The organism is Ruegeria sp. P10, from assembly GCF_056534925.1.
On record NZ_JBQERJ010000010.1, the window covers coordinates 139,667 to 161,939 of the forward strand.

A 22,273-nucleotide genomic window follows, 5' to 3' on the forward strand; every position below is an offset into this window, starting at 1 on the left:
ATGTGATGGAAAGGCATTTACATTTTCGGCGCACTTAGTGAATCTGCCTGCATTTGCAGGGGGTAATAATGTCGCTGGAATTCTTCGTCACATCATTGATTGTTGTTTTGCTGCCGGGTACCGGCGTCATCTATACTTTGGCTGTCGGTCTTGGGCGCGGGTTTCGCGCAAGTCTTGCCGCAGCCTTCGGATGCACACTTGGGATCGTTCCGGCGGCCTTGGCCGGCATCATCGGACTTGCAGCCTTGCTGCACACCAGTGCCGTCGCGTTTCAATTCATCAAATATCTTGGCGTCTTGTACTTGTTCTACATGGCATGGGGTATCCTGAAGGACGGCGGTGCCATGGATGTCGCGGCGGAGAAATCCGCAAAAAGCGACTTTGGAATTGCCGTGACAGGAACGCTGATCAACGTTTTGAACCCAAAGTTGTCGCTATTCTTCCTGGCCTTTCTGCCTCAATTCCTGCCGGCGAACGCAGCAAATGCAGGAATGGAACTGGCCAAACTGGCGCTGGCCTTCATGGCCATGACATTTGTTGTTTTTGTCGGGTATGGGGCATGCGCCGCACTGGCGCGGGACTATGTGATCCGGCGCCCTGCTGTGATGGCGTGGATAAAGCGGTGTTTCGCAACCGCTTTTGGTGCATTGGGTGCAAAGCTCGCGCTGTCGGACTGAAGACACTCTGAACGAGTGGCTTCAGAACTCTGCGGCAAGGCGTGTGCCCTGATTGATCGCGCGTTTGGCGTCCAGTTCGGCCGCCACGTCCGCCCCACCGATCACATGCGGGGTGATCCCGCGTTCGATCAGCGCGTCGGCCAGCGACCGCTCGGGCACCTGTCCTGCACACAGAACGATCGTATCCGCCTTGATGACGGTCGGATCGGCGCGCTCTTCTCCGAACGAGACATGCAGCCCCTCGTCGTCTATGCGTTCATAGTTCACGCCGCCCACGAAGTTGACATCCTTCATCTTCAGCGTGGCGCGGTGGATCCAGCCGGTGGTCTTGCCCAGCCCCTTGCCATGCGCCTGCTTCTTGCGCTGCAGCAGCGTGACCTGCCGCTTGGGCGCCTCGGGTTGCGGGCCTTCGGGCGCCAGGCCTGCGCGGTGCTGTTCAGGGTCGGCGACGCCCCATTCCTTCATCCACAAGGGCAGGTCGGTGGTGGGCGAATGGCCTTCCTCCAACAGGTATTCCGACACGTCGAAGCCGATGCCGCCGGCGCCGATCACGGCCACCGATTTGCCCACCGGGGCCTTGTCGCGCAGCACGTCGATATAGTTCACGACATTGTCGCTGTCTTCGCCCGGGATCTGCGGGTCGCGCGGGTTGACGCCCGTGGCGATCACCACCTCATCGAACCCGCCCAGATCGTCGGCGCCGACTTTGCGGCCCAATTCGACCTTGACGCCCAGATCGTTCAGCATGGTGCGGTACCAGTCCACCAAGCCCCAGAACTCTTCCTTGCCCGGCACCTGCTTGGCCATGTTCAGTTGGCCGCCGATCTCGTCGGCCTTATCGAACACGGTCACGTTATGGCCGCGCTCCGCCGCCGTCATCGCCGTGGACAGGCCCGCCGGACCCGCGCCCACGATGGCCACGCGCTTGGGCGTGGCGGCCTTTTCGATCACCAGCTCGGTCTCGTGGCAGGCGCGCGGGTTGACAAGGCAGGATGTCAGCTTGCCGCTGAAGGTGTGATCCAGGCAGGCCTGGTTGCAGGCGATGCAGGGCGCGATCCTGGCCGACTCGCCGGCCATCGCCTTGGCCACGAAATCCGCATCCGCCAGCATCGGCCGCGCCAAAGAGACCATATCGGCACAGCCCTCGGCCAGCACCTGCTCGGCCACATCGGGCGTGTTGATCCGGTTCGAGGTGATGACCGGAATCCCCACCTTGCCCATCAGCTTCTTGGTCACCCAGGAAAAGGCCGCGCGCGGCACGCTGGTGGCGATGGTCGGAATCCGCGCCTCGTGCCAGCCAATGCCGGTGTTGATGATCGTGGCCCCGGCCTTTTCGATCTCCTGCGCCAGTTGCACCACCTCGTCATGGGTCGAGCCGTTGGGTACCAGATCTATCATCGACAGCCGGTAGATGATGATGAAATCGGTTCCCACCGCCGCGCGGGTGCGGCGAACCACCTCGATAGCCAAGCGCATGCGGTTCTCATAGGACCCGCCCCAACGGTCTGTGCGCTTGTTGGTGTGGGTCACCAGAAACTGGTTGATGAAATAACCCTCGGACCCCATGATCTCGACCCCGTCATAGCCCGCCTTTTGGGCCAGCACGGCGGCGTTGACGATGTCGCTGATCTGTTTCTCGATGCCGTCCTCGTCCAACTCGTTGGGGGGGAAGGGCGAGATCGGAGACTTCACCGGGCTGGGCGCCACGCATTTCGGCCCATAGGCATAGCGGCCCGCATGCAGGATCTGCATCGCGATCTTGCCACCTGCCTGATGCACACGGTCGGTGACGACGGAATGATTGGCCACGTCCTTGTCGCTGGTCATCATCGCCGCCCCCGGCAGGACCGAGCCTTCAAGGTTCGGCCCGATTCCCCCCGTGACCATCAGCGCCACGCCACCGCGCGCGCGGGCGGCATAGAACTCGGCCACCCGGTTCCAGTCGCCGGTTTCTTCCAACCCGGTATGCATCGAGCCCATCAGGACCCGGTTCTTCAACGTGGTAAAGCCCAGATCCAGTGGTGCCAGCATGTTTGGGTACACAGTCATGGCAAAACTCTCCCTCCTGAATTTGCGTGATAGATTGACGTTCGCGTAAACTTTGTCACGCGAAACCCCACGTCACCCTCTTTGCTGTTGCGCCGGTGGTTGCTAGAGGTGGGCGGAACAACCCGATGAGGCCGCGCATGACCCCCGAAGATATTGCAAAACTGCCCTACCGCCCCTGCGTCGGGCTGATGCTGATGAACGATCATGGCCAGATCTTTGTCGGACAGCGCAACGACCGCCACGCGAACGCCTGGCAAATGCCGCAGGGCGGTGTGGACAAGGGCGAAGACCCTCGTGATGCGGCCTTGCGAGAGCTGTTGGAGGAAACCGGAGTCACGGCTAATCTGGTTGAAATCATCGCGGAAACCGAGGGCTGGCTGCCTTATGACCTGCCGCATGACATCGTGCCCAAGATATGGAAGGGCCGCTTCCGCGGGCAGGAGCAGAAATGGTTCCTGATGCGGTATCTGGGAACCGACGATCAGATCGACATCGAAACCGACCACCCCGAGTTCACCTGCTGGAAATGGCAGGAGCCAGACCGGCTGATCGCCGAGATCGTGCCCTTCAAGCGCGAGGTGTATGAGCGCGTGGTCGAGGCTTTTTCCGACTATCTAAGCGAATTCTGATCGCTTGGGTTGCGTTTCAGATTGATCCGCTAGGCGGGACTTTCCCGACCTTCGATCAGATTGGTGCGACAAGTACTTCCGGCCCTTAGCCGCCGTTCGGTCTGACGGCTGCGAATGCCAGCTTTATCGAAAGAGTGTCGGTTGGGGTGAGCATATGCCTTTTTCGATGGTCCAGAGCTTCCCTCGGAGTTAGGCAAACTAAGGACTGTTCTGTGCAAGCCAAATCAGAACAGCTCGAGAAGATTGATCTGAGCGGTAACTTGAAAGCACTACAGATGGTCAAACAGTGAAAAGCTGTACAAATCACGGACTAAATCTGCCCTTTCAAATTGCCAGCTCCTGTGTTTTCAGCTGATACTTTTGCCGAATTTTCTTCCAAAAACGCTCGAAAACAGATCGACCGTCTGGAAGGCCAGAGTAACATAGAGCGCTGCTGCGAGGAGCTGTGAGACGCGGGTGACGAACTTCTCCCCCGCATCGGCTTCGGTTGCCAATATGATGCTGCCAGAAAGAATCAGAAAGCCAGTGAGCGCGCTTGACCACGTCGCAGAATTAGCCGTTCCTTCGGCAATTCGGGAAGAAAAAAACCAGATCGCAAGGAAACTTGTGATCAGAAAAATGGGTAAGACTGGGGCGATCACCGTCACTTCATAAAACACCAGCATCGCGACCCCGCCATAAGCCAAGTTGGCAATCACTAGCCCCATTCCCATGGCCCAGCCACCTTTTGCACCCATGGACAAAGCAATCATCGCCGCGACGCTGAGCAGTAGAATGTCGGTCAACCCATAGAGCAAAAAGAACGTCATTATTGGCCCGACAGCAACGACGAGCTTCCATGCCATTGATCCCGCTACATCACGACTGGGCAACGGATTTGCCTCTTCAGGCGTGTTTGGAAGTGGTGGCACCAAAAGAAAGGCAATTTGCGTAATCAGGAACGCGACCAACGTATTAAACATCAGTCCAATTGTGACGCTTCGCGCGACGTCTGGCAGATTGGGGACCAGTACCGGTATTACCAGAGCGCCGATAATACCGCCGACAACGGCCAACATTGGCGCACCCGATGTCAGCATAAACATATAAAGGCTTCTCAAAAGGAAGAGTGCAGCGGCCAGAAAAAGCACAGGAAATGGTGTAAGCAGCACTGCAATGCCATAGCCAAGCGCCATAAAAAAGCAGGCTAGCCCGACCGCGCCGAGCCCAGCCCGATAGGACATTGGATGTGGTTCTTGCAGTAACAACGCGACAAAGACGGGCATCACATAGCTGAGTGGCCAAGGCCAAACCTGCGAAATCACAAAAGCGGCGCCCACCCCAAACGTAAGGCGCCACGCCAGCCTGTAAACGCTAACCTGCCTCTCTCTGTCATGCGTCATCCAGGACGTTCCCAATCAATAGAGATAGAGCGACCAGCTCACTAGCCGGATCCACAGCGCCCCCAAGGCATTCCAAAAACCACTCTCCCGTGTGAATACCATAACGTTTGCACGTGCATTGAGGCGCAAAGCGGCACCTTGTCTAATTCCTTCAGCAAGCTCGTAGTTTGTGGTTTCGATGATCACGGGATACATCTGAGCAGACCGCAGCCAACCAGTTGTTTCCTCCGGCACAGGCAGGGCGCCGAGGCTGGCTTGCTCTCCAGTTGAAACACCAACAGCAACGCTGCGGATTTGACCTTCGAATAGCTGCCCGGGGAAAGCGTCAAAGGCAATCGAAACATGATCCCCCTGTTTGACGTTGGACAGATTGTTTTCTGAGAGATTGGCCTCGATCCAGACTTCATCACCAGAGATCAGCGTCATCACGGGCTTTCCGCCACTCACGTAAAATCCGGCGTCAATTTGCAGATTTCCGACAACGGATTTCATAGGCGCTCGAATTTGGGTGCGTTCCAGGTTGAGTTGCGCTTCTGCCAAGGCAGCAACCGCTTGACGGATCTGCGGATTGTCCGCGTCCTTTGGTCCAAGCTGCTCCCGGCTGCGAGTCAGTTCAGCTTCGGCTGCTAAAACATCGGCCTCTGCTTTTTCGATCTCAGCGCGGGCTTGATCCCCCCGGGCCTTGGCGTAGACACCTTTCTGCTCCAGTTCAAAAATACGTGCCGCCTGGGTGCGCACCTCTTCCAGTTGCGATCGCGCCTTAGTCAACCCAGCTGTCGCAGTGGCTACATTGGCCGTATTTGCGCCCAGACTCTGACCCGCTGCATCCAGAGCCGCTTCCGCCACTTCTACAGCTGTTTCAAACCGCGTGGTTTCGAGTTGCAGCAATGTTTGGCCAGCCTCAACAAGAGCATTCTGAGATACTGGCACCTCAACCACAAATCCCGATACGTCAGACACCACTGGAACGGTGAACATCTTGACGCGGCCAGAAGACGTATATGGGGTCACCCGGTCCGCGACCAAATACCAGACAAACAGCAGAGCAAGAACGGCCAAAACGAAGGCCGTGGTGCGATTTGTGGATTTGTCAGCCTGCTCCTGCGTCATTGGCCACCCCTGTGTCAGCGGGTTGGTTTTCGGAATCGACCCATTTCATAAACACTTGATATCCGGCCGACAGGAACGCCGCGCCGATAAACATGCCGAGAATGCCGCCGGCCATCATGCCGCCAATGGCGCCGATAAGAACAACTGGCATCGGCACATCCAACCCACGCCCCAACACCAACGGTTTGAGGAAGTTGTCAGTCAGGCTCGCCGCCAAAAGAAGGATCGTGAAGGTCACATTCCAAGGAACAGAATTATCCCCCGCCCAAAGTAGCCCAGCGGCAACGAGTGCGACGAGTGTGACCGGAACCTGCATTATAGCCAGCATAAGAGCGACAATGGTCAACAACGGCGCGGCAGGCACACCTGCAATGAACATGACGATTCCAAACGCTATGGCCGTGACAAAGGCAATGCCAATGATCCCAATAGCAACTTGGCGTATGGTTTTAGTTGCGAGTTCATGTAACTCTGGGCCGAGTTTGGCATCGGACAACCCTATCAAAATGCGCCGGATCGATTTGGTGCCGGCTTCTGCCCACGCCAACATGATACCGGCAATGATCAGAGCACCTATGAGTTGAAACACGCTGCCCGCCGTGCTGGAGGCCATAGAAAGCACCCAGGAAGCGAATTTGCTCAGTTGTGGCTGTTTTTTTTCCAAAAAATCGGGAAGGTCGGCGGCGGCGGCGACCCACGCCGCGTGCAGATCTTTCCCAATCAACGGCCACTCAGCCACGGCGGGATTTGCGGCAGGAACGGACAGGGTCCCCGCCTCGTATGCCGAATAGGCCTCAAGAGTTCTCACCGCAAATGCGTTGCCAATGGCCCAAGTCGGAACGCCGATGAGGGCGATGCCTATCAAAACGATCACCGTGGCCGTGCGCCCAGGCGACCACCCAAACCTTTTTTTGAGGGCTTTGTGAGCTGGGTAGAGCGCGACCGCAAGCACAATCCCCCAAAGCATGATTGGCAAAAATGGAGCAAAGACCCACGTGCACACCAAGAGCACAAAGGCAATTAAGGCGAACCGTATGAGGGAAGCTGTGAAGGCGTCTGTTAGGGCCTTGCTGAGGTCTTCAGTAGATCCATTCATGCGCGCGTCTCCTTACAAAAAAAGCAATTTGTCGGTGGCGTTTTAGTTTCGGCTTACCTATTCCGAGGCTTGGCCGTCACGTCACTTCAAATTGCTGTAGACCCAAACTCAAGAAAACCTTCAGAAATTTCAAGGTTTTTTCTCTGGTGTTTAGGAGCCACTTGATCGGGTTGAGTAAATGGAACGTTCAAAGTCCAAACTCTAGGACGAAACAACTAGGTTTCGCGTTCATGTTAAACTTCTTTTTTGAGATAGGGACATTGCTGTGCCCCACAGAGAAGGTCCTCTTTCCGCCGTTTCTGACTGATGCTGCGATATCTACGAAGGTCTCGAATGGGCTCAAAGCAGCCCTTCCTCCCGCAGCAATTCCAGCATATCCGCCTCGGGTCTCGGGCCGATATGGCTGATGACCTCGCGGGCGCAGACATTGCCAATACGGGCGCAGGTCTCGAAATCGCGGCCGGTTGCCATGCCAAACAGGAACCCGGCGGCAAACTGGTCGCCCGCACCTGTTGCATCAACGGGGACGACTTTCTCGACCGGTACGTCAATGCGAGCGTCGCCGTTCATAACCGTCACCCCGTCGCCCGACCGGGTGCAGACCACCAGCGGGCAGATCGCCGACGTGCGCCGCAGCGCCTCTTCCAGGTCGTCGGTTTCGAACAGGGATTTGATCTCGGCCTCGTTGCCGATCACGAAATCCAGCTCGTTTTCAATCAGCAGCAGGAAATCCACCCGATGCCGTTCCACACAGAATGGGTCGGAAATGGCGATCCCGGCCTTGCCGCCACCCTTGTGACAGGCACGTGCGGCCTCAAGGAATGCCGCCTTGCCCTTCTCTTTGTCGAACAGGTATCCCTCAAGGAACATGATCTGGCTGTTTCCAGCGACCTCATCCGAAACGTCCTGAGACGACAGTTCCGAGGAAATGCCCAGATAGGTGTTCATTGACCGCTCACCATCTGGCGAGACAAAGATCATCGAGCGTGACGTCGGCAATTCGCCACCCGGAACAGGCGGGTTCACGAAGTCGACGCCATCTTCATTCATCGCATCTGCATAGAACCGGCCCAGAGCGTCATCGTGTACCCGGCCGATGAATGCTGCATCCAACCCAAGCGCGCCTGCGCCCGCAATGGTATTGGCCACCGAGCCGCCCGGCGTTTGAACTCGGCTTTCCATCGAGGCGTACAGCACCTCGCCGCGTTCCTGTTCGATCAACTGCATGATGCCTTTTTCGATGCCCATCAGCTCCAGAAAGCTGTCATCGGCCTGGGAAATCACGTCCACAACGGCATTTCCGATGCCGGTCAGTTGATAAGTCTTCATAGGGTTTTGTCCTCGAATTGGCAGAGATCACGGATGATGCAGGTCGGGCATTGCGGCTTGCGCGCCTTGCAGTGGTACCGGCCATGCAGGATCAGCCAGTGATGCGCATGAAGTTGAAAGTCAGCGGGAATATTGTCTTCGATGGCGCGTTCGACCGTGTCCACATCCTTGCCGGGGCAAATACCGGTGCGGTTGCCGACGCGAAAGATATGGGTGTCCACCGCCTGCGCCGGTTGCCGCCACCACATGTTCAAAACCACGTTGGCCGTCTTGCGGCCCACACCCGGAAGGGATTGCAGGGCAGCCCGGGAATTGGGAACCTCGCCGCCATATTCGTCAACCAGGATACGGCTGAGCTTGATGACGTTCTTGGCCTTCTGGCGGAACAAGCCAATGGTCTTGATGTGCTCGATCAGGCCGTCCTCGCCCAGATCCAGCATCTTTTGCGGCGTGTCGGCGATCTTGAACAGGTCGCGCGTCGCTTTGTTGACACCCGCATCCGTGGCCTGCGCCGAAAGGGCCACGGCGACGACCAGAGTATAGACGTTCACATGCTCCAGCTCGCCCTTGGGTTCCGGGTCGGCCTTTTGAAAGCGCGTGAAAATCTCGCGGATCGTATGATAGTCGAGTTGCTTTGCCATCCGGGCCTTAATGCCGTCCACCGCGCCCTGACACAAGCACAAAGCCAATGCGCAAGTTCCGGGTCGCGACAGCGTGGCCAGCGCGCTATGGTTTTGTCAGATGATGAGGTGGAACCATGAACGTCCAGACCCCAGAAAGCGGTTATCATTACAACGTCATGCGCCGGGCAATCGAGTTGATCGATCAGGGTGGTGAAGGCCTGAGCCTTGATGAACTGGCACGCCAGATGGATATGAGCCCGGCCCATTTCCAGCGTTTGTTCTCGCGTTGGACCGGAGTGTCACCGAAACGGTATCAACAATACCTGACGCTGGGCCATGCGAAGGCATTGTTGCGTGAACGGTTTACGACATTGGAAACGGCCCACAATGTGGGCCTGTCCGGCAGCGGACGTCTGCATGACCTGTTCCTGACGTGGGAATCCATGAGCCCCGGCGAATATGCCCGCAAAGGCGAAGGTCTAACGATCTATTGGGGGTGGTTCGAATGCCCCTTTGGCCCTGCGCTGGTCATGGGGACCGACAAGGGCATCTGCGGCATTGCCTTCGGCGCCGAGACCGGCGAAGAGGCCGCGATGGAAGACATGATCTCGCGCTGGCCCAAGGCGACGTTTGTCGAAGATCCGATGCGTCTGCGTCCTTGGGCGCTGAGTGCTTTTGGCGCTGCCAGCGACCGGTTGGAGCCGACACCGGTTTTCCTGATCGGATCACCTTTGCAAATCAAGGTGTGGGAAGCGCTGATGCATATCCCGTCCGGGCAGGTCACGACCTATTCCGAGATCGCCCAGCGAGTCGGCTCGCCGCAAGCCGTTCGCGCCGTGGGAACGGCAGTTGGCCGCAACCCGGTCAGTTGGTTGATCCCCTGCCATCGGGCATTGCGCAAATCAGGTGGTCTGGGGGGCTATCACTGGGGCTTGCCTGTCAAGCGTGCCATGCTGGCCTATGAGGCGGCGCAGGCAGACGCCTGATTGACAGACGGCCCGGCCGCTGCCAAAAGGCACCTCAGGTTCGGGTCCCCTGCCGTTCGCGGCCATTGGCTTTGGTGAAACCCGGTTTGAAAAGCATCTGTTGCCCTTTCCCGGCGCGCGGATGGAAATGCGAGCCCCGTCCTGACTTCGCGCCGGTTCAAGGACACGAGGCACATGATGATACGATCCCAAACCGTTGCTCCGGTTGAAGAGCTGAAAGCGCAGGCGAAACGCCTGCGGGAAGACTTGAAAACGAAGGGCGTTTCGCTGTCGCACAGTGCGGCATTGGAACTGTTGGCCCATCAGCATGGCGTTCGAGACTGGAACACCTTGCACGCAATGGCCGGAAACCGGATGCATCTGCGCGTGGGTGATCGGGTCGAAGGGCGCTATCTGGGTCAGGCGTTCACGGCCGAAATTCGCGGTCTGACCATGCTTGGCGATGGCGCGCGTCGCCGAGTGACCCTGCATTTCGATACGCCGGTCGATGTGGTGCGCTTTGACAGCTTTTCTGCATTTCGACAGCGCGTCACCGGCGAGATTGGGTGGGACGGTCAATCCCAGCGCCGCACGTCCGATGGCGTACCCCGGCTTGTGGTGCGGCCCCTATAGGGGGTTGCGGGCGGGGCCAACCGCGTTGCCCCGCCCGATCTGTCTGCTTTGCAGGTAAGTTACTCTGCCGCCCAACCACCGACAGCTTTGATCTCGAGGAAGTCCTCAAGCCCAAAGACGCCGCCTTCACGCCCGTTGCCGGATTGCTTCATGCCGCCGAACGGTGAGCCCGCGCTGCGCGATTGTCCGTTCATTTCGACCATGCCCGACCGCAGCGCCCGCGCCATGCGATTGGCACGCGCGCCGTCCTGCGTCTGAACATAGTTGGTCAGGCCATAGGGTGTATCATTGGCGATTTCGACAGCCTCTTCTTCGGTGTCGAAGGGGATCATGGTCAGAACCGGGCCAAAGATTTCTTCGCGGGCGATGGTCATCTGGTTGTTTGCATCGGCAAAGACCGTGGGGCGGACATAGTAGCCCTTGTTCAGCCCCTCTGGCCGTCCGGTGCCGCCTGCGACCAGCCGCGCCCCTTCATCGATGCCCTTCTGGATCAGGTCCTGAATCTTGGTCCACTGAACTTCATTCACCACCGGTCCGATATGGCGGCCTTCCTCTGAGGCAGGGCCAACCTTGACCATGTTTGCGACCTCGGCCGCGGTTTCCACAGCCTTGTCATAGATCGGGCGCTGCACCAGCATCCGACTGGGGGCGTTGCAGCTTTGGCCGGTGTTTTGCATCATGTGCAGCACCCCACGCTTGACCGCTTTTTCGTCCGCGTCCTCAAAGATGACGTTGGCCCCTTTGCCTCCTAGCTCAAGATGTACTTTCTTGAGGGTATCAGCCGCATTTTTGGAAATCGCGGTGCCTGCGCGGGTCGAGCCGGTGAAGCTGACCATGTCTACATCCGGATGGCCCGAAAGTTGCGAACCAACCCCCGCGCCGTCGCCGTTGACCAGATTGAACACACCGGGCGGGAAGCCTGCCTCGCCCATCATCTCGGCAAAGATCATCGCGTTCAGCGGGCTTTGTTCCGACGGTTTCAGCACCATGGTGCAGCCCGCAATCGCAGCAGCCCCAACCTTGAGCGTGATCTGGTTCATCGGCCAGTTCCACGGCGTGATCAAAGCGGCAACGCCTACCGCCTCGTAAATGATGCGATCATTCGGCGCATGATCCCCCAGCGGGCGTTCAAATTCAAACGACCTGGCGGCGCGGATGAAGTTCTTCAGGTGATAGATGCCGGCACCCGCCTGCGCCGAGCGCGCCAGATCGATCGGGGCGCCCATTTCCAGCGACATCGCCTGCGCCAGATCCTCTGCCCGGGCTGCATAGAGTTCGACCAGTTTTTCCACCAGCGCGATGCGGGTTTCCACTGGCGTGGCCATCCAGCCCGGCAGGGCGGCCTTGGCCGCGGCAACGGCCGCATTCGTGTCGGCTTCGGCGCCAAGCGAGATCACGGCGCAGGGGTCTTCGGTTGACGGGTTGATGACCTCGAAGTCATTGGGCTGCGATGGGGCCACCCACTGACCATTAATATAGAAATCCCGCTTTTCGATCATCCTGAGCCTTCCTGAAGGTCTGCCTGAAATCGGCTGTTCGGGGCCACTCTGTCACCCATGCACAGGCTGAGCAATAGTGAATTTGATCAAATTATTTTCTGGCAATGCCCACGAAATCCGTATCCTCAAGCGCGATGGACGGTTTAACCTGCACACAAAGTGATTAGGTTCCAAACAACCGATTCAGGTTTTTCACAGAGAAGGAGATGCCCCATGGGTTTGCGTATCAACGACACCGTTCCGAATTTCACGGCAGAAACGGATCAGGGCACCATTCAGTTTCACGACTGGATTGGCGATAGCTGGGCCATTCTGTTCTCGCACCCAAAGGATTTTACACCTGTTTGCACCACCGAGTTTTCGGCCGTTGCGCAGTTGAATGACGAATGGGCCGCGCGCAACACCAAGGTGATCGGCGTATCGGTCGATGGTGTCGAAGACCACAAAAAGTGGAAGAAGGACATTGAGGAATACGGCAAGGCCGAACCCGGCTTTCCGATCATCGCCGACGACGGTCTGGCTGTGTCCAAGGCTTTCGACATGCTGCCCGCCGAAGCATATCTGCCCGACGGCCGTACACCGGCTGACAGTGCCACGGTGCGTTCCGTCTTTATCATCGGACCGGACAAGCAGCTGAAGCTGTCGATGACCTACCCGATGACCGTGGGCAGGAACTTTGCCGAAATTCTGCGCGCGCTTGACGGTTTGCAGATGTCGGCCAAGGGCGTTGCGACACCTGCCAACTGGGTGCCGGGCGAAGACGTGATCATCCCGCCAACCGTGTCGAACGAAGACGCCAAGGCCAAGTTTGGCGAGTTCGAAACGATCTTCCCCTATCTGCGCAAGACCAAAGCGCCGTCGTAAGCCGGTTGCCGGGTCAGGGGGGCTGTCTGCCCCCCATCGTGCCCGCAGGCACGATTCCCCCCGAGGATATTTTTAGCCAGATGAAGCAGGCGGTTGTTGCAGGTCGAGCAACCACCGAAATGTCCTGCGCGTACTGCATTTTTCGGGGTTTTCCGGGTGCCCCCGCGCCTGAGGCGCGAGGGCAAAGAGGTGCAGGAAACCGGAGAGAAACCTGACACCCGAAGCAATCAGAAATTATGGCGAAGTCCGAAATTGATGCTGAAAGTATCCAGATCGTTCTCTACGTTGCCGGTCAAAGCTCCGTTGGGGGCCAGGCGCTGCGACGAAACATCAAAGGCGCGGGCGTAACGGGCGTCAATCGTGAACGCTGTCGACGGGTTGATGTCATATGCCACACCGGCGATCAGCTGGGCGGCCAAGGTGGTGTCGGTGTCGTCCAGCGCCACACCCGGCCCGTAAGAAAAATCCAGATTCGAATAGGTGGCACCCAGCCCAAACCCGGCAAACGGTGTCAGCGCGCCGGCCTGTTTGAAATCGAACAGCAGATTGGCAAATAACGAGGTCTGCGTGACGTCGCCCGAGATATTGCCCTCGGGCCCCGGACCATTGCCGGTAAAGTTTACACCATCCACGTCACTGTCGCGATATGACAGTTCCAGCTCGATCCGCGTTCCGATGATATCGTTGGACCATTGCGGGATTTCCTTGCCTACCGCGAGGCCCAGTCCGAAACCTGCGTCGAATTCGGTATCGACCGATTGCGTCGCGCCACCGATCGTCCCGGTGAAATCGCTGTCCTGTAGCTGGCTGTAGCCGATGAAGCCGTGAATATAGGTGCCGTCGCCCAGGCTCTGCGCGGCAAGCGCCGTTGCGCTGATCGCCAGAGCCGAAGAGGCGAGAATGAGGCGCGTGAACATAACCATCTCCAGTGTTCCAAAGTCCGCATGCCATGGATGTGGACGAGGCTGGCCCAAAAAGAAAGGCGCCGGGCCTTCACTTCGTTTCACAGGTTTTTAGGAATGTGTGAGTGAATAGGCACGAGGCTCTGCCACTGTTTCAGGGCACATCCCTGACCAACGGTTCTGACAGGAGTTCGTCGACAAAGAAACTGAGCAACTGCACCCTGCTGGAAACGCCCGCCTTTCGATAGACCGCAGCGCTTTGGGCCTTGATCGTCCCTTCTTTCGTCTGTCGCATTCCGGCGATTTCCGCGATGGAAAGCCCCTTGATCGTCAGCATGGCAACGTCACGCTCAGCCTCACTAAGCTGCCAAGCGCTGAACTGGGTTTCGATGACCTGGGCAAAAGCCCCTTGCGCCACTTGCAGTTGCCGCTGCATGTCGCGCACCCGTCTGGACTGGGAACGGATCAGGGCGATCGTGGCGCTCAGGCCGCCGACAAGCGCCAGCGACAAAAACAGCTCGAACGAATGAAGGTGACGAAATCCCGCGCCGTCGCCGCCTGTCCAATCCAGCAGCGCATCCGTCATGAAAAAGGCGGCGCAGAGGGCCTGCACCACCAGAAGAAGCCAGAGCAAAGACGTTTGAGTAACTTTCATGCGGCCCCATGGACGTTGCGGGTTCAGTCGTCGTCCTCTTCGAGCTCGATGGCTGTCACCACCCCGTCCGTGTCAGACAGAACCAGTTCAGTTTCCACGCCATCCTTGGTGAGTTCAACCTCGATCTTCCCACCTTCGAATTCGATCTCTTCGATCTGGTACCCCTGGGCTTCAAGCGCCGCGCGGATATCGGCTTCGCTTGTGCCCAATTTGTCGCCCAGTCCGACATTGGCCAAAGCAAGAACTGGTGCGGTTGCGATCAATCCCGTCAGTGTCAGCAGTTTCAAGGTTTCCATATCGCATCTCCTTTTTGCGTTGTGGCGATGCAGTGGAACTGGGGATGGCAGAGGCGCCCTGCGATTGGTTTTTGGTTGAAACAGGGTGAATAGAACCAAGGTTTAGGCCATTCGCAGCCGTTTGCGCGCGTCAGGTTCAGATTGCAATCAAGTTGTGCTAGTTTGTTTTGCGGAAACATACGGGCATGGGACCAACGATGTCGGGCTTTCTGACTGTCCTGAACAGGAGAAAACCATGGCTTTTACAGATTGGTACGTCGAGGGAGAAAGCTTCGGAAACTGCAACTGCGGCTATGCCTGCCCTTGCCAGTTCGAGGAATTGCCGACGCATGGCGATTGCCGCGGCTTCGAGGTGCTTGAAATATCCACCGGATATTTTGGCGAAACGGATCTGAGTGGAACCAAGGCTGCGTTGATCTATGCATGGCCCGGGCCAATATTCGAGGGTGGCGGTGAAATGCAGGTGATCGTCGACCCCGCGGCCTCACCGGCGCAGCGCGATGCGCTGGAAAAAGTCTTTCACGGCGAAGAAACCGAAGAGATGGCAACCCATTGGTACGTGTTCCGAGCCATGTGTGAGACGGTGCACGACACGCTGTACCTGCCGATCGAGCTTAAGATGGATATCGAAGGACGAACGGCCAGCGTTGCCGTTGGCGACGTTCTAAAGTCGACCGGGCGCCCGATTCAGGCCCCGCATGGTGGCGGCGAACACCGTGTACGCATCGATATTCCCGGCGGGATCGAATTCACCATTGCCGAGATCGGCAGCGCCTCGACCCGAGCTTATGCGGCGATCAAACTGGATCTGAAAGACAGCTACGGCCAGTGGCACCTGTTGAAACATGGCCCCGGTGGCGTCGCGCACTGACCTGCGGTCAGGCGGCTTTCGCGGATTCATCGGGGCGGATCTTCCAGCCCGGAACCGCCAGATCCGCCGACAGCACCCGGACTTCGAAGGGTTTGAGGACCGGCAATGCGGTCGAACCGTAACAGCCTTCACCATTGGCCAGTTCCGGGAACAGTTCGAACAGCTCGCTTCGTGTGGCGGGTGCCATTGCCCTAAGACTTGTGTCACCGGGGTAAAAGGACTCGGACCAGAGTCCTTCGACATTCACCAACTCATGCTGATCAAAGAGGATATGAATGTACTCCACCCCATGTGCGGGCGTTTCCTGAACGATGGTATGCCCATTGATCAGCCCCTTTGCGGGGGCCAGCATCGCCGGCTCGCAATGCATAAGCTCCATCATGGTCGAGGTCACGGCAATCCGGTGCTGTGGGGAAATGACGAGATCGCGGCTTGGGCTGTTCGGCCCGAAACAGCCCGCCTTGATCCGTACAGGGGACAGGTGCGTGTTTCGCCGCAACTCAGCCGCGGACAACCGACGCTTGCCGATCCAGCGGACCGGGCGTGCATGGCCGCCGGCGGTGATGACCGGGTCGCCGGGCTCCAGCGCCTCGACCCTGCGCAGCCCAGTCGGTGTCTGGATCAGAGATCCTGTGGTGAAACACACGAAAGAAGGCAAAGTGTCATACGCGGATGACGGCGCGGTGCCGGCAAAACTGGTATCTGAAATCGTGTCATTCAGTTCGGCCTGACCCGAAGTGACTATGATGTAACGCGGGTTTGAAAACTGGATCAGGATGAACGTGACCGGCGCGCCATCGACCGTGCCTGTGTAGTTTTCGAAAGTACTGAAATTCTGGGTCGAGCCGGAAAAGCCGGGAAGAGACCCGAGGTCAAGTTGCGAGCTGCCATCCGGGTCGGGATCTTGCAGCAGGGCGTCATTATCCGTGACTTCGACCGAATACGCAGCAGTAATATCAACACTGCGGTTGCTGAACGGGTCTGCGCTGATTTCGTAAACAGTAATCGATGCCACGGTCGAACAGCTTCCTTGAAAACGGCAATATACCCCTTAAGGTTGAGTTAATACACGCAATAAGTGTTAATAATTGATTTACCAAAGTTGCGGCGCAGTTAACCGTCCTGTGCCGCGCAAACAAAAAGGCCCCGGATGAAACCGGGGCCTTCCGCTGTCTGTCAGAGGGACAGATTACTCTGCGTTTTCCTCTTTCTTTTCTTTCTTTTCCGGAACGATCTCTTCGCCGGTTTCCTGATCGACGACTTTCATCGACAGGCGCACCTTGCCGCGATCGTCAAAGCCCAGCAGTTTGACTTTGACTTCCTGACCTTCTTTCAGAACATCCGACGGATGGTTCAGGCGGCGGTTTTCGATCTGCGACACGTGGACCAGACCGTCACGCTTGCCAAAGAAGTTCACGAAGGCGCCGAAATCGACGATCTTGACCACCTTGCCGGTGTAAACCTGACCTTCTTCAGGCTCTGCCACGATCGAATAGATCATGTCATAGGCCTTCTTGATCGATTCCCCGTCGGGCGAGGCGATCTTGATGACGCCATCGTCGTTGATGTCGACCTTGGCGCCCGAAACCTCGACGATCTCGCGGATGACCTTGCCGCCTGAACCGATCACTTCACGGATCTTGTCGGTCGGGATGTTCATGGTCTCGATGCGCGGGGCGTGGACCGAGAAATCGTTGGTCTCGGACAGGGCTTTGCCCATCTCGCCCAGAATGTGCATCCGGCCTTCCTTGGCCTGTGCCAGGGCGGTTTCCATGATCTGAGGCGTGATGCCGGCAACCTTGATGTCCATCTGAAGCGAGGTGATGCCGTTTTCGGTGCCCGCAACCTTGAAGTCCATGTCGCCCAGGTGGTCTTCGTCACCCAGGATGTCGGTCAGAACAGCGTATTCACCGTCATCTTCCAGGATCAGACCCATGGCCACACCGGCAACTGGCGCTTTCAGCGGAACACCCGCATCCATCATCGACAGCGAACCGCCGCAGACAGAGGCCATCGAGCTTGAGCCGTTGGATTCAGTGATCTCGGACACCACGCGAATGGTGTAGGGGAAATCGGTCGGCGCAGGCAGAACCGCCTGAAGCGCGCGCCATGCCAGTTTGCCGTGGCCGATCTCGCGACGGCCGGGCGAACCAACGCGGCCCACTTCACCCACCGAATACGGAGGGAAGTTGTAGTGCAGCAGGAAGTTCGATTTGAAGTTGCCGTGCAGCGCGTCGATGAATTGCTCATCGTCGCCGGTGCCCAGCGTGGTCACGGCCAGCGCCTGTGTTTCACCGCGGGTGAACAGGGCAGAACCGTGGGTCCGGGGCAGAATCGAGGTTTCTGCAACGATCGAGCGGACATCGGTGGTCGAACGACCGTCGATCCGCTTGCCGCCCCTGACGACGTCGCCGCGCAGAATGCCGGCTTCCAGCTTTTTCATCGCGGAACCGAGGTTGCCGTCTTCCAGCTGCTCTTCGGTCAGCGCCTCTTTGATCGTTTCGCGGGCGGCGGCAACAGCGGCGGTGCGCTCTTGCTTGTCGGTGATCGCGAAGGCGGCGCGCATCTGCTCTTCACCGGCGGCCTTAACGGCGGCATAAAGCTCGGAGTAATCCGGCGCCTGGAAGTCAAACGGCTCTTTCGCGGCTTCTTCCGCCAGCGAGATGATCAGGTCGATGACAGGTTGGATCTGCTCATGCGCAAAGTTCACCGCACCCAGCATTTCCGCTTCGGACAGTTCGTACGCTTCCGATTCCACCATCATCACGGCGTCTTTGGTGCCGGCCACAACCAGGTCCAGACGCTGTTCGGGGTTCAGGCGCAGATCCTGCATGTCGTCCACGGTCGGGTTCAGGACATATTCACCGTCGGTGTATCCCACGCGGCAGCCCGCGATCGGGCCCATGAACGGTGCGCCCGAGATGGTCAGAGCAGCCGAAGCAGCAATCATCGCAACGATGTCGGGATCGTTGACCAGATCGTGGCTCAACACGGTACACATCACCAGGACTTCGTTTTTGAAGCCGTCAACGAACAACGGACGGATCGGACGGTCGATCAGACGCGCGGTCAGCGTCTCTTTTTCGGTCGGGCGCGCTTCGCGCTTGAAGAAGCCACCCGGAACCTTGCCGGCGGCATAGTATTTCTCTTGGTAATGCACGGTCAGCGGGAAAAAGTCCTGACCGGGCTTCTGTTCCTTGGCGAAGGTCACGTTGGCCATGACGCTGGTTTCGCCCAGGGTGGCAATCACGCTGCCGTCAGCCTGACGGGCAACCTTGCCGGTTTCCAGTGTAAGCGTTTCCTCGCCCCACTGCATCGATTTCTTCGTTACATCAAACATATGCGTATCCTAGATGGGAGCACTCCCGCCCCTGCGGGTCTCCCGTTTTGCGTGGCGGCCCCATTGCCGCCGACCCCAATTTATCTTCCATTCGAGTGCCGAGGTCAGGGCACAACGTCTCAGATACCGCGCGCATACATGAGAATGCGTTGGAAGGAAAGAGAAACTGCATCGGATGGCCGTTTCATGCCGGGACTGGCTTGTGCTGCCACCGGGTGCAAAAGATTCAAGCCCGAACAACGATCAACTTATCAAGTCGCGGTTCGTTTTTCACGAGCGGGATTACGGGAACACAGAACAATCTGTAGCGCTAACATATCTGCAGTCGAATGCATTTTGTAAAAATATGAAGGCAGTATAAGCTCTTACCATTAAGCCTGCGGTCGAAATGACGGAAACGCGCCAAGGGGGTTAACTAACTCATTCCCGTCCGCCGACCGAATACCTTGGCGTTTGCAGACAGCGAACAGAAGGGCAATCGAATGGCACAAACAAAGAAGATGCTGGATCCGGACCCCCGGATTTACGACTTCGAAACGGAATATGAACTGGGGCAGGATAACGTCCGGCCGTTTGGCTTGGACATTCACAACCCGGTCTTTCTGATCTCGAGTATCATGATCTTTGCGTTCGTTCTGATCGCATTGGCCAACCAAGAGGCCGCAGCTACGTTTTTCGGCTGGCTCCGGCCTTGGCTAACCAGCACGTTCGATTGGTTTCTGGTCCTTTCGGTAGATGCAATCACCCTGTTTTGTCTGGTACTGATCATCCTGCCCGTCGGCAGTGTGCGGATCGGCGGCAAGGACGCCACGCCTGATTATTCCTACGCCGGATGGATCGCGATGATGTTCGCCGCCGGTATTGGTATCGGCCTGTTGTTTTTCGGGGTGATGGAGCCGGTCTACTATAACTTTGCCGAAGACGGGAATGCGCGCCCACTGGGTATCGATATCGCTGTCCCTGGCAATGAGTATATCGGCATCGTCGGTACCATTCACCATTGGGGGCTGGAAGGCTGGGCGGTTTACGCCGCAGTCGGCCTGAGCCTGGCAATCTTCAGCTACAATCTGAACCTGCCCCTGACTTTGCGTTCGGCCTTCTATCCAATTCTGGGTGAACGGGTCTGGGGCTGGTGGGGCCATATCATCGACACGTTGGCGGTTTTTGCCACGTTGTTCGGATTGACCACATCGCTCGGTCTGGGTGCTCAGCAGGTTGCCGCTGGCCTTTACGAGGTCTTCGGCATCGAACCCAGCCCCACCGTCGTGGTTCTGCTGATCATCGGCATTACGTTGATCGCGCTGGGCTCGGTTTTGCTGGGCATGGATGCGGGCGTCAAACGGCTGAGTGAGATCAATATGATCATGGCCGTGGGGCTGTTCCTTTTCGTCATCGCTGTAACGGGCATTGGCACCGCCATCGCGCGGTATTTCAACGTGATGACTGATTACGTGCTGCACCTGCCCGCGCTGTCGAACCCGTTCGGACGGGAAGACACCAGCTATTTCCACGGTTGGACGACCTTCTACTGGGCGTGGTGGATCGCATGGTCACCGTTTGTTGGGATGTTCATTGCCCGCATTTCAAAGGGCCGTACAGTGCGCGAGTTCGTAATCTGTGCGCTGCTCGCGCCAACTGCCGTCTGTGCCCTGTGGATGTCGACCTTCGGCGGCGCTGCCATCGACATGTTGAACGCAGGCGGAGCGGAAGGCGTTCGCGCGACCGTGATCGACAGCTACGCCCCCGAGGGAGCCTTGTTCGGTTTCCTGAAGGAGCTGCCGCTGTACAGCATCGTAGCCCCGATCGCCTTAGTCCTGATCGTGATCTTCTTCGTCACCTCGTCTGATTCCGGATCTTTGGTGATCGACACGATCACTGCAGGCGGCAAGATGGACGCACCCGTGGTTCAGCGCGTGTTCTGGTGCACTTTGGAAGGCCTGGTTGCCATCGCATTGCTGTTGGGAGGCGGTCTTTCCGCATTGCAGGGCGCGGCGGTTTCAACCGGCATCCCCTTTACGCTGGTGGTTCTGATAATGTGCTACTGCCTGTGGCTGGCGTTGAAATCTGAGCGGGCAAAGATGTAGATTATACACCGAATTCCCAAAAAACGCCTGCCGCATGGTGGGCGTTTTTTCGGGTCGATTTAAGAAATCCTGGACCTTCGTTACTCGTAACTCCAAGTAAAGATGGGCACGGGCGTTTACCTGTGAACATTTTCCAAGAGGGGTTTGCGATTTGCCTGATGCCGTTGAACCAGTTTTCGCATTAGCTTGCCCCGTTGCGGAATAAAACGCGCAGAAGTTGCTTGAAACTGCGGAGCGCAGCACTCTGGAAACAAGTCCATGATTTCTTGTCGCGCGTCAGCCGAGACTGATTTGAGTGCTTCGGGGCCGGTAAACAGGCTTTCTGTCGGTGTCCCATTGGACCAGATGATTTCATGGGTATCGAACAGCAAGTGGAAATACTCAATACCGTCAGTTGTGTCTTGCACAATGTCCACGCCGTCCAGTGGCAACAACTTGTTTGCGGGGATCAGCACATCCTTGCAATCGAACATCCGCAGTGCAACTGCCGACGACACAAGAACGCGATGCTGCGGTGAGACGACAAGGTCCTGTTTGGGGAATCCGTCGCCTAAAGCTCCGGTGCGGATCAAAATGGGTCTTAGCCTTTGCTGCGCATGAAGCTCGGCAGCGCTGAGGCGTCGCGTACCGATCCATCGAATAGGTTTGTAGCCATTGTCAAAGGTCAACACCTGATCTGAAATCTCCAGGTCTTCGACCGCCACTGATCCGTGGCGTGTTTCAATCATTGTCCCAGATGCAAAGCACAGAACGTCCACAAACTCACCGCTTGCGTTGGTCGGGCCGGTTAAAATCTGGTCAATTTCAATAGTATTGGTACCGCTGTCGTTCCAGGCCGCTGCAATCGCATCGGTATTGACTGTCATTCCGTTGAACAGCTCTAGAGGTTCAAGCGGACCATTGTTTGTCTTCACACCGTAGAGTTCGACCGTCCCATCCGGATTGATCATCAGGCGGACCACGGGATCACCGTTTGTATTCCCCAACTGCCAAACAGCTGGCGTGTTGACTTCATATCTCTGACCGTCGGCAAACCGAACTGTTTGCCCCGAGGTTCCAGAAATCTGGAACTGAAGTTCATTGGGCGAAGATCCGGGTCCGCCAACAAACAGGTCAACACCGTTGATTTGAGCACTGAAGCTGTTGTCGAGCGTATCGAAATCGATAACGACACCGCCACCGGGAGAAGTATCTGCATATGTGGTACTGTTACCGTCTGATATGCTGAAGCTGGTCATCTAATTTTCTGAATTTTGTAGAAGCCTGAGT

Annotated in this window: 19 protein-coding genes and 1 pseudogene; 7 read left to right on the forward strand and 13 right to left on the reverse strand. The window is 57.5% G+C overall.

Features of this window, described 5'->3' with window-relative positions; genetic code table 11:
• The first annotated feature begins 68 nt into the window (after window positions 1–68).
• Window positions 69–677: a LysE family translocator gene (locus ACR0FB_RS16980; protein WP_210093663.1), complete on the forward strand. Its 609-nt coding sequence runs from the start codon at window positions 69–71 to the stop codon at window positions 675–677.
• Between the two features lie 21 nt (window positions 678–698).
• Here ACR0FB_RS16980 and ACR0FB_RS16985 read toward each other — a convergent pair whose 3' ends face one another.
• Entirely contained in the window at window positions 699–2,726 is a 2,028-nt protein-coding gene (locus tag ACR0FB_RS16985) for an NADPH-dependent 2,4-dienoyl-CoA reductase (protein ID WP_171637327.1), read from the reverse strand.
• Window positions 2,727–2,863: 137 nt separating this feature from the next.
• Here ACR0FB_RS16985 and ACR0FB_RS16990 point away from each other — a divergent pair, with 137 nt between their 5' ends.
• Entirely contained in the window at window positions 2,864–3,355 is a 492-nt protein-coding gene (locus ACR0FB_RS16990) for an RNA pyrophosphohydrolase (protein WP_480621483.1), read from the forward strand.
• A gap of 347 nt (window positions 3,356–3,702) precedes the next feature.
• Here ACR0FB_RS16990 and ACR0FB_RS16995 read toward each other — a convergent pair whose 3' ends face one another.
• From ACR0FB_RS16995 to nth, 5 genes are all read right to left on the reverse strand, one after another.
• Window positions 3,703–4,737, reverse strand: a complete 1,035-nt coding sequence (locus tag ACR0FB_RS16995) for a hypothetical protein (RefSeq protein WP_480621484.1) — start codon at window positions 4,735–4,737, stop codon at window positions 3,703–3,705.
• Window positions 4,738–4,752: 15 nt separating this feature from the next.
• Window positions 4,753–5,847, reverse strand: coding sequence for an HlyD family secretion protein (locus tag ACR0FB_RS17000; protein ID WP_480621485.1), 1,095 nt, complete (start codon window positions 5,845–5,847; stop codon window positions 4,753–4,755).
• Window positions 5,828–6,943, reverse strand: coding sequence for an AI-2E family transporter (locus ACR0FB_RS17005; RefSeq protein WP_480621486.1), 1,116 nt, complete (start codon window positions 6,941–6,943; stop codon window positions 5,828–5,830). Before ACR0FB_RS17005 ends, ACR0FB_RS17000 begins: the two co-directional genes overlap by 20 nt.
• Window positions 6,944–7,282: 339 nt before the next feature.
• Window positions 7,283–8,272 (reverse strand): adenosine kinase, encoded by a 990-nt coding sequence (locus ACR0FB_RS17010; protein WP_171724688.1) that lies wholly within the window; start codon window positions 8,270–8,272, stop codon window positions 7,283–7,285.
• Window positions 8,269–8,913, reverse strand: a complete 645-nt coding sequence (nth, locus tag ACR0FB_RS17015) for an endonuclease III (protein ID WP_171637323.1) — start codon at window positions 8,911–8,913, stop codon at window positions 8,269–8,271. Before nth ends, ACR0FB_RS17010 begins: the two co-directional genes overlap by 4 nt.
• Window positions 8,914–9,029: 116 nt before the next feature.
• Between nth and ACR0FB_RS17020 the strand changes: the two genes are divergently transcribed.
• On the forward strand, window positions 9,030–9,881 hold the full coding sequence (locus tag ACR0FB_RS17020) for a bifunctional helix-turn-helix domain-containing protein/methylated-DNA--[protein]-cysteine S-methyltransferase (RefSeq protein WP_209835215.1): 852 nt from the start codon (window positions 9,030–9,032) through the stop codon (window positions 9,879–9,881).
• Between the two features lie 174 nt (window positions 9,882–10,055).
• Window positions 10,056–10,493, forward strand: coding sequence for a glyoxalase superfamily protein (locus ACR0FB_RS17025; protein ID WP_480621487.1), 438 nt, complete (start codon window positions 10,056–10,058; stop codon window positions 10,491–10,493).
• A gap of 59 nt (window positions 10,494–10,552) precedes the next feature.
• Here ACR0FB_RS17025 and ACR0FB_RS17030 read toward each other — a convergent pair whose 3' ends face one another.
• The gene (locus ACR0FB_RS17030; RefSeq protein ID WP_480621488.1) at window positions 10,553–11,992 is read right to left on the reverse strand and encodes an aldehyde dehydrogenase family protein; all 1,440 of its coding nucleotides are present in this window, start codon (window positions 11,990–11,992) and stop codon (window positions 10,553–10,555) included.
• Between the two features lie 213 nt (window positions 11,993–12,205).
• On the opposite strand from ACR0FB_RS17030, the gene ACR0FB_RS17035 reads away from it, so the two are divergent.
• Window positions 12,206–12,856 carry a peroxiredoxin gene (locus tag ACR0FB_RS17035; RefSeq protein ID WP_171637316.1) on the forward strand — a complete coding sequence of 217 codons (651 nt, stop codon included), beginning with the start codon at window positions 12,206–12,208 and terminating at the stop codon, window positions 12,854–12,856.
• Window positions 12,857–13,083: 227 nt separating this feature from the next.
• Here the strand turns inward: ACR0FB_RS17035 and ACR0FB_RS17040 are convergent, their stop codons facing one another.
• From ACR0FB_RS17040 to ACR0FB_RS17050, 3 genes are all read right to left on the reverse strand, one after another.
• On the reverse strand, window positions 13,084–13,773 hold the full coding sequence (locus ACR0FB_RS17040) for an outer membrane protein (protein ID WP_480621489.1): 690 nt from the start codon (window positions 13,771–13,773) through the stop codon (window positions 13,084–13,086).
• A 139-nt stretch (window positions 13,774–13,912) separates the two neighbouring features.
• Window positions 13,913–14,413, reverse strand: coding sequence for a helix-turn-helix transcriptional regulator (locus ACR0FB_RS17045; RefSeq protein WP_171637312.1), 501 nt, complete (start codon window positions 14,411–14,413; stop codon window positions 13,913–13,915).
• 23 nt (window positions 14,414–14,436) lie between these two features.
• A complete protein-coding gene (locus tag ACR0FB_RS17050; RefSeq protein ID WP_171233448.1) occupies window positions 14,437–14,709 on the reverse strand; it encodes a PepSY domain-containing protein in 273 nt (90 codons plus the stop codon).
• 235 nt (window positions 14,710–14,944) lie between these two features.
• Between ACR0FB_RS17050 and ACR0FB_RS17055 the strand changes: the two genes are divergently transcribed.
• Window positions 14,945–15,580, forward strand: a complete 636-nt coding sequence (locus ACR0FB_RS17055; RefSeq protein WP_171637310.1) for a DUF1326 domain-containing protein — start codon at window positions 14,945–14,947, stop codon at window positions 15,578–15,580.
• Between the two features lie 214 nt (window positions 15,581–15,794).
• On the opposite strand, the pseudogene ACR0FB_RS17060 reads toward ACR0FB_RS17055, so the two are convergent.
• Both ACR0FB_RS17060 and pnp read right to left on the reverse strand, forming a co-directional pair.
• Window positions 15,795–16,595, reverse strand: a pseudogene (locus tag ACR0FB_RS17060) (Hint domain-containing protein); the annotation flags it as partial.
• A 174-nt stretch (window positions 16,596–16,769) separates the two neighbouring features.
• The gene (gene pnp / locus ACR0FB_RS17065) at window positions 16,770–18,920 is read right to left on the reverse strand and encodes a polyribonucleotide nucleotidyltransferase (protein WP_209835219.1); all 2,151 of its coding nucleotides are present in this window, start codon (window positions 18,918–18,920) and stop codon (window positions 16,770–16,772) included.
• A gap of 482 nt (window positions 18,921–19,402) precedes the next feature.
• Here pnp and ACR0FB_RS17070 point away from each other — a divergent pair, with 482 nt between their 5' ends.
• Window positions 19,403–21,004 carry a BCCT family transporter gene (locus ACR0FB_RS17070; protein WP_171637305.1) on the forward strand — a complete coding sequence of 534 codons (1,602 nt, stop codon included), beginning with the start codon at window positions 19,403–19,405 and terminating at the stop codon, window positions 21,002–21,004.
• A gap of 116 nt (window positions 21,005–21,120) precedes the next feature.
• Here the strand turns inward: ACR0FB_RS17070 and ACR0FB_RS17075 are convergent, their stop codons facing one another.
• Window positions 21,121–21,954: a Hint domain-containing protein gene (locus ACR0FB_RS17075; protein WP_480895364.1), complete on the reverse strand. Its 834-nt coding sequence runs from the start codon at window positions 21,952–21,954 to the stop codon at window positions 21,121–21,123.
• Between the last annotated feature and the right edge of the window lie 319 nt (window positions 21,955–22,273).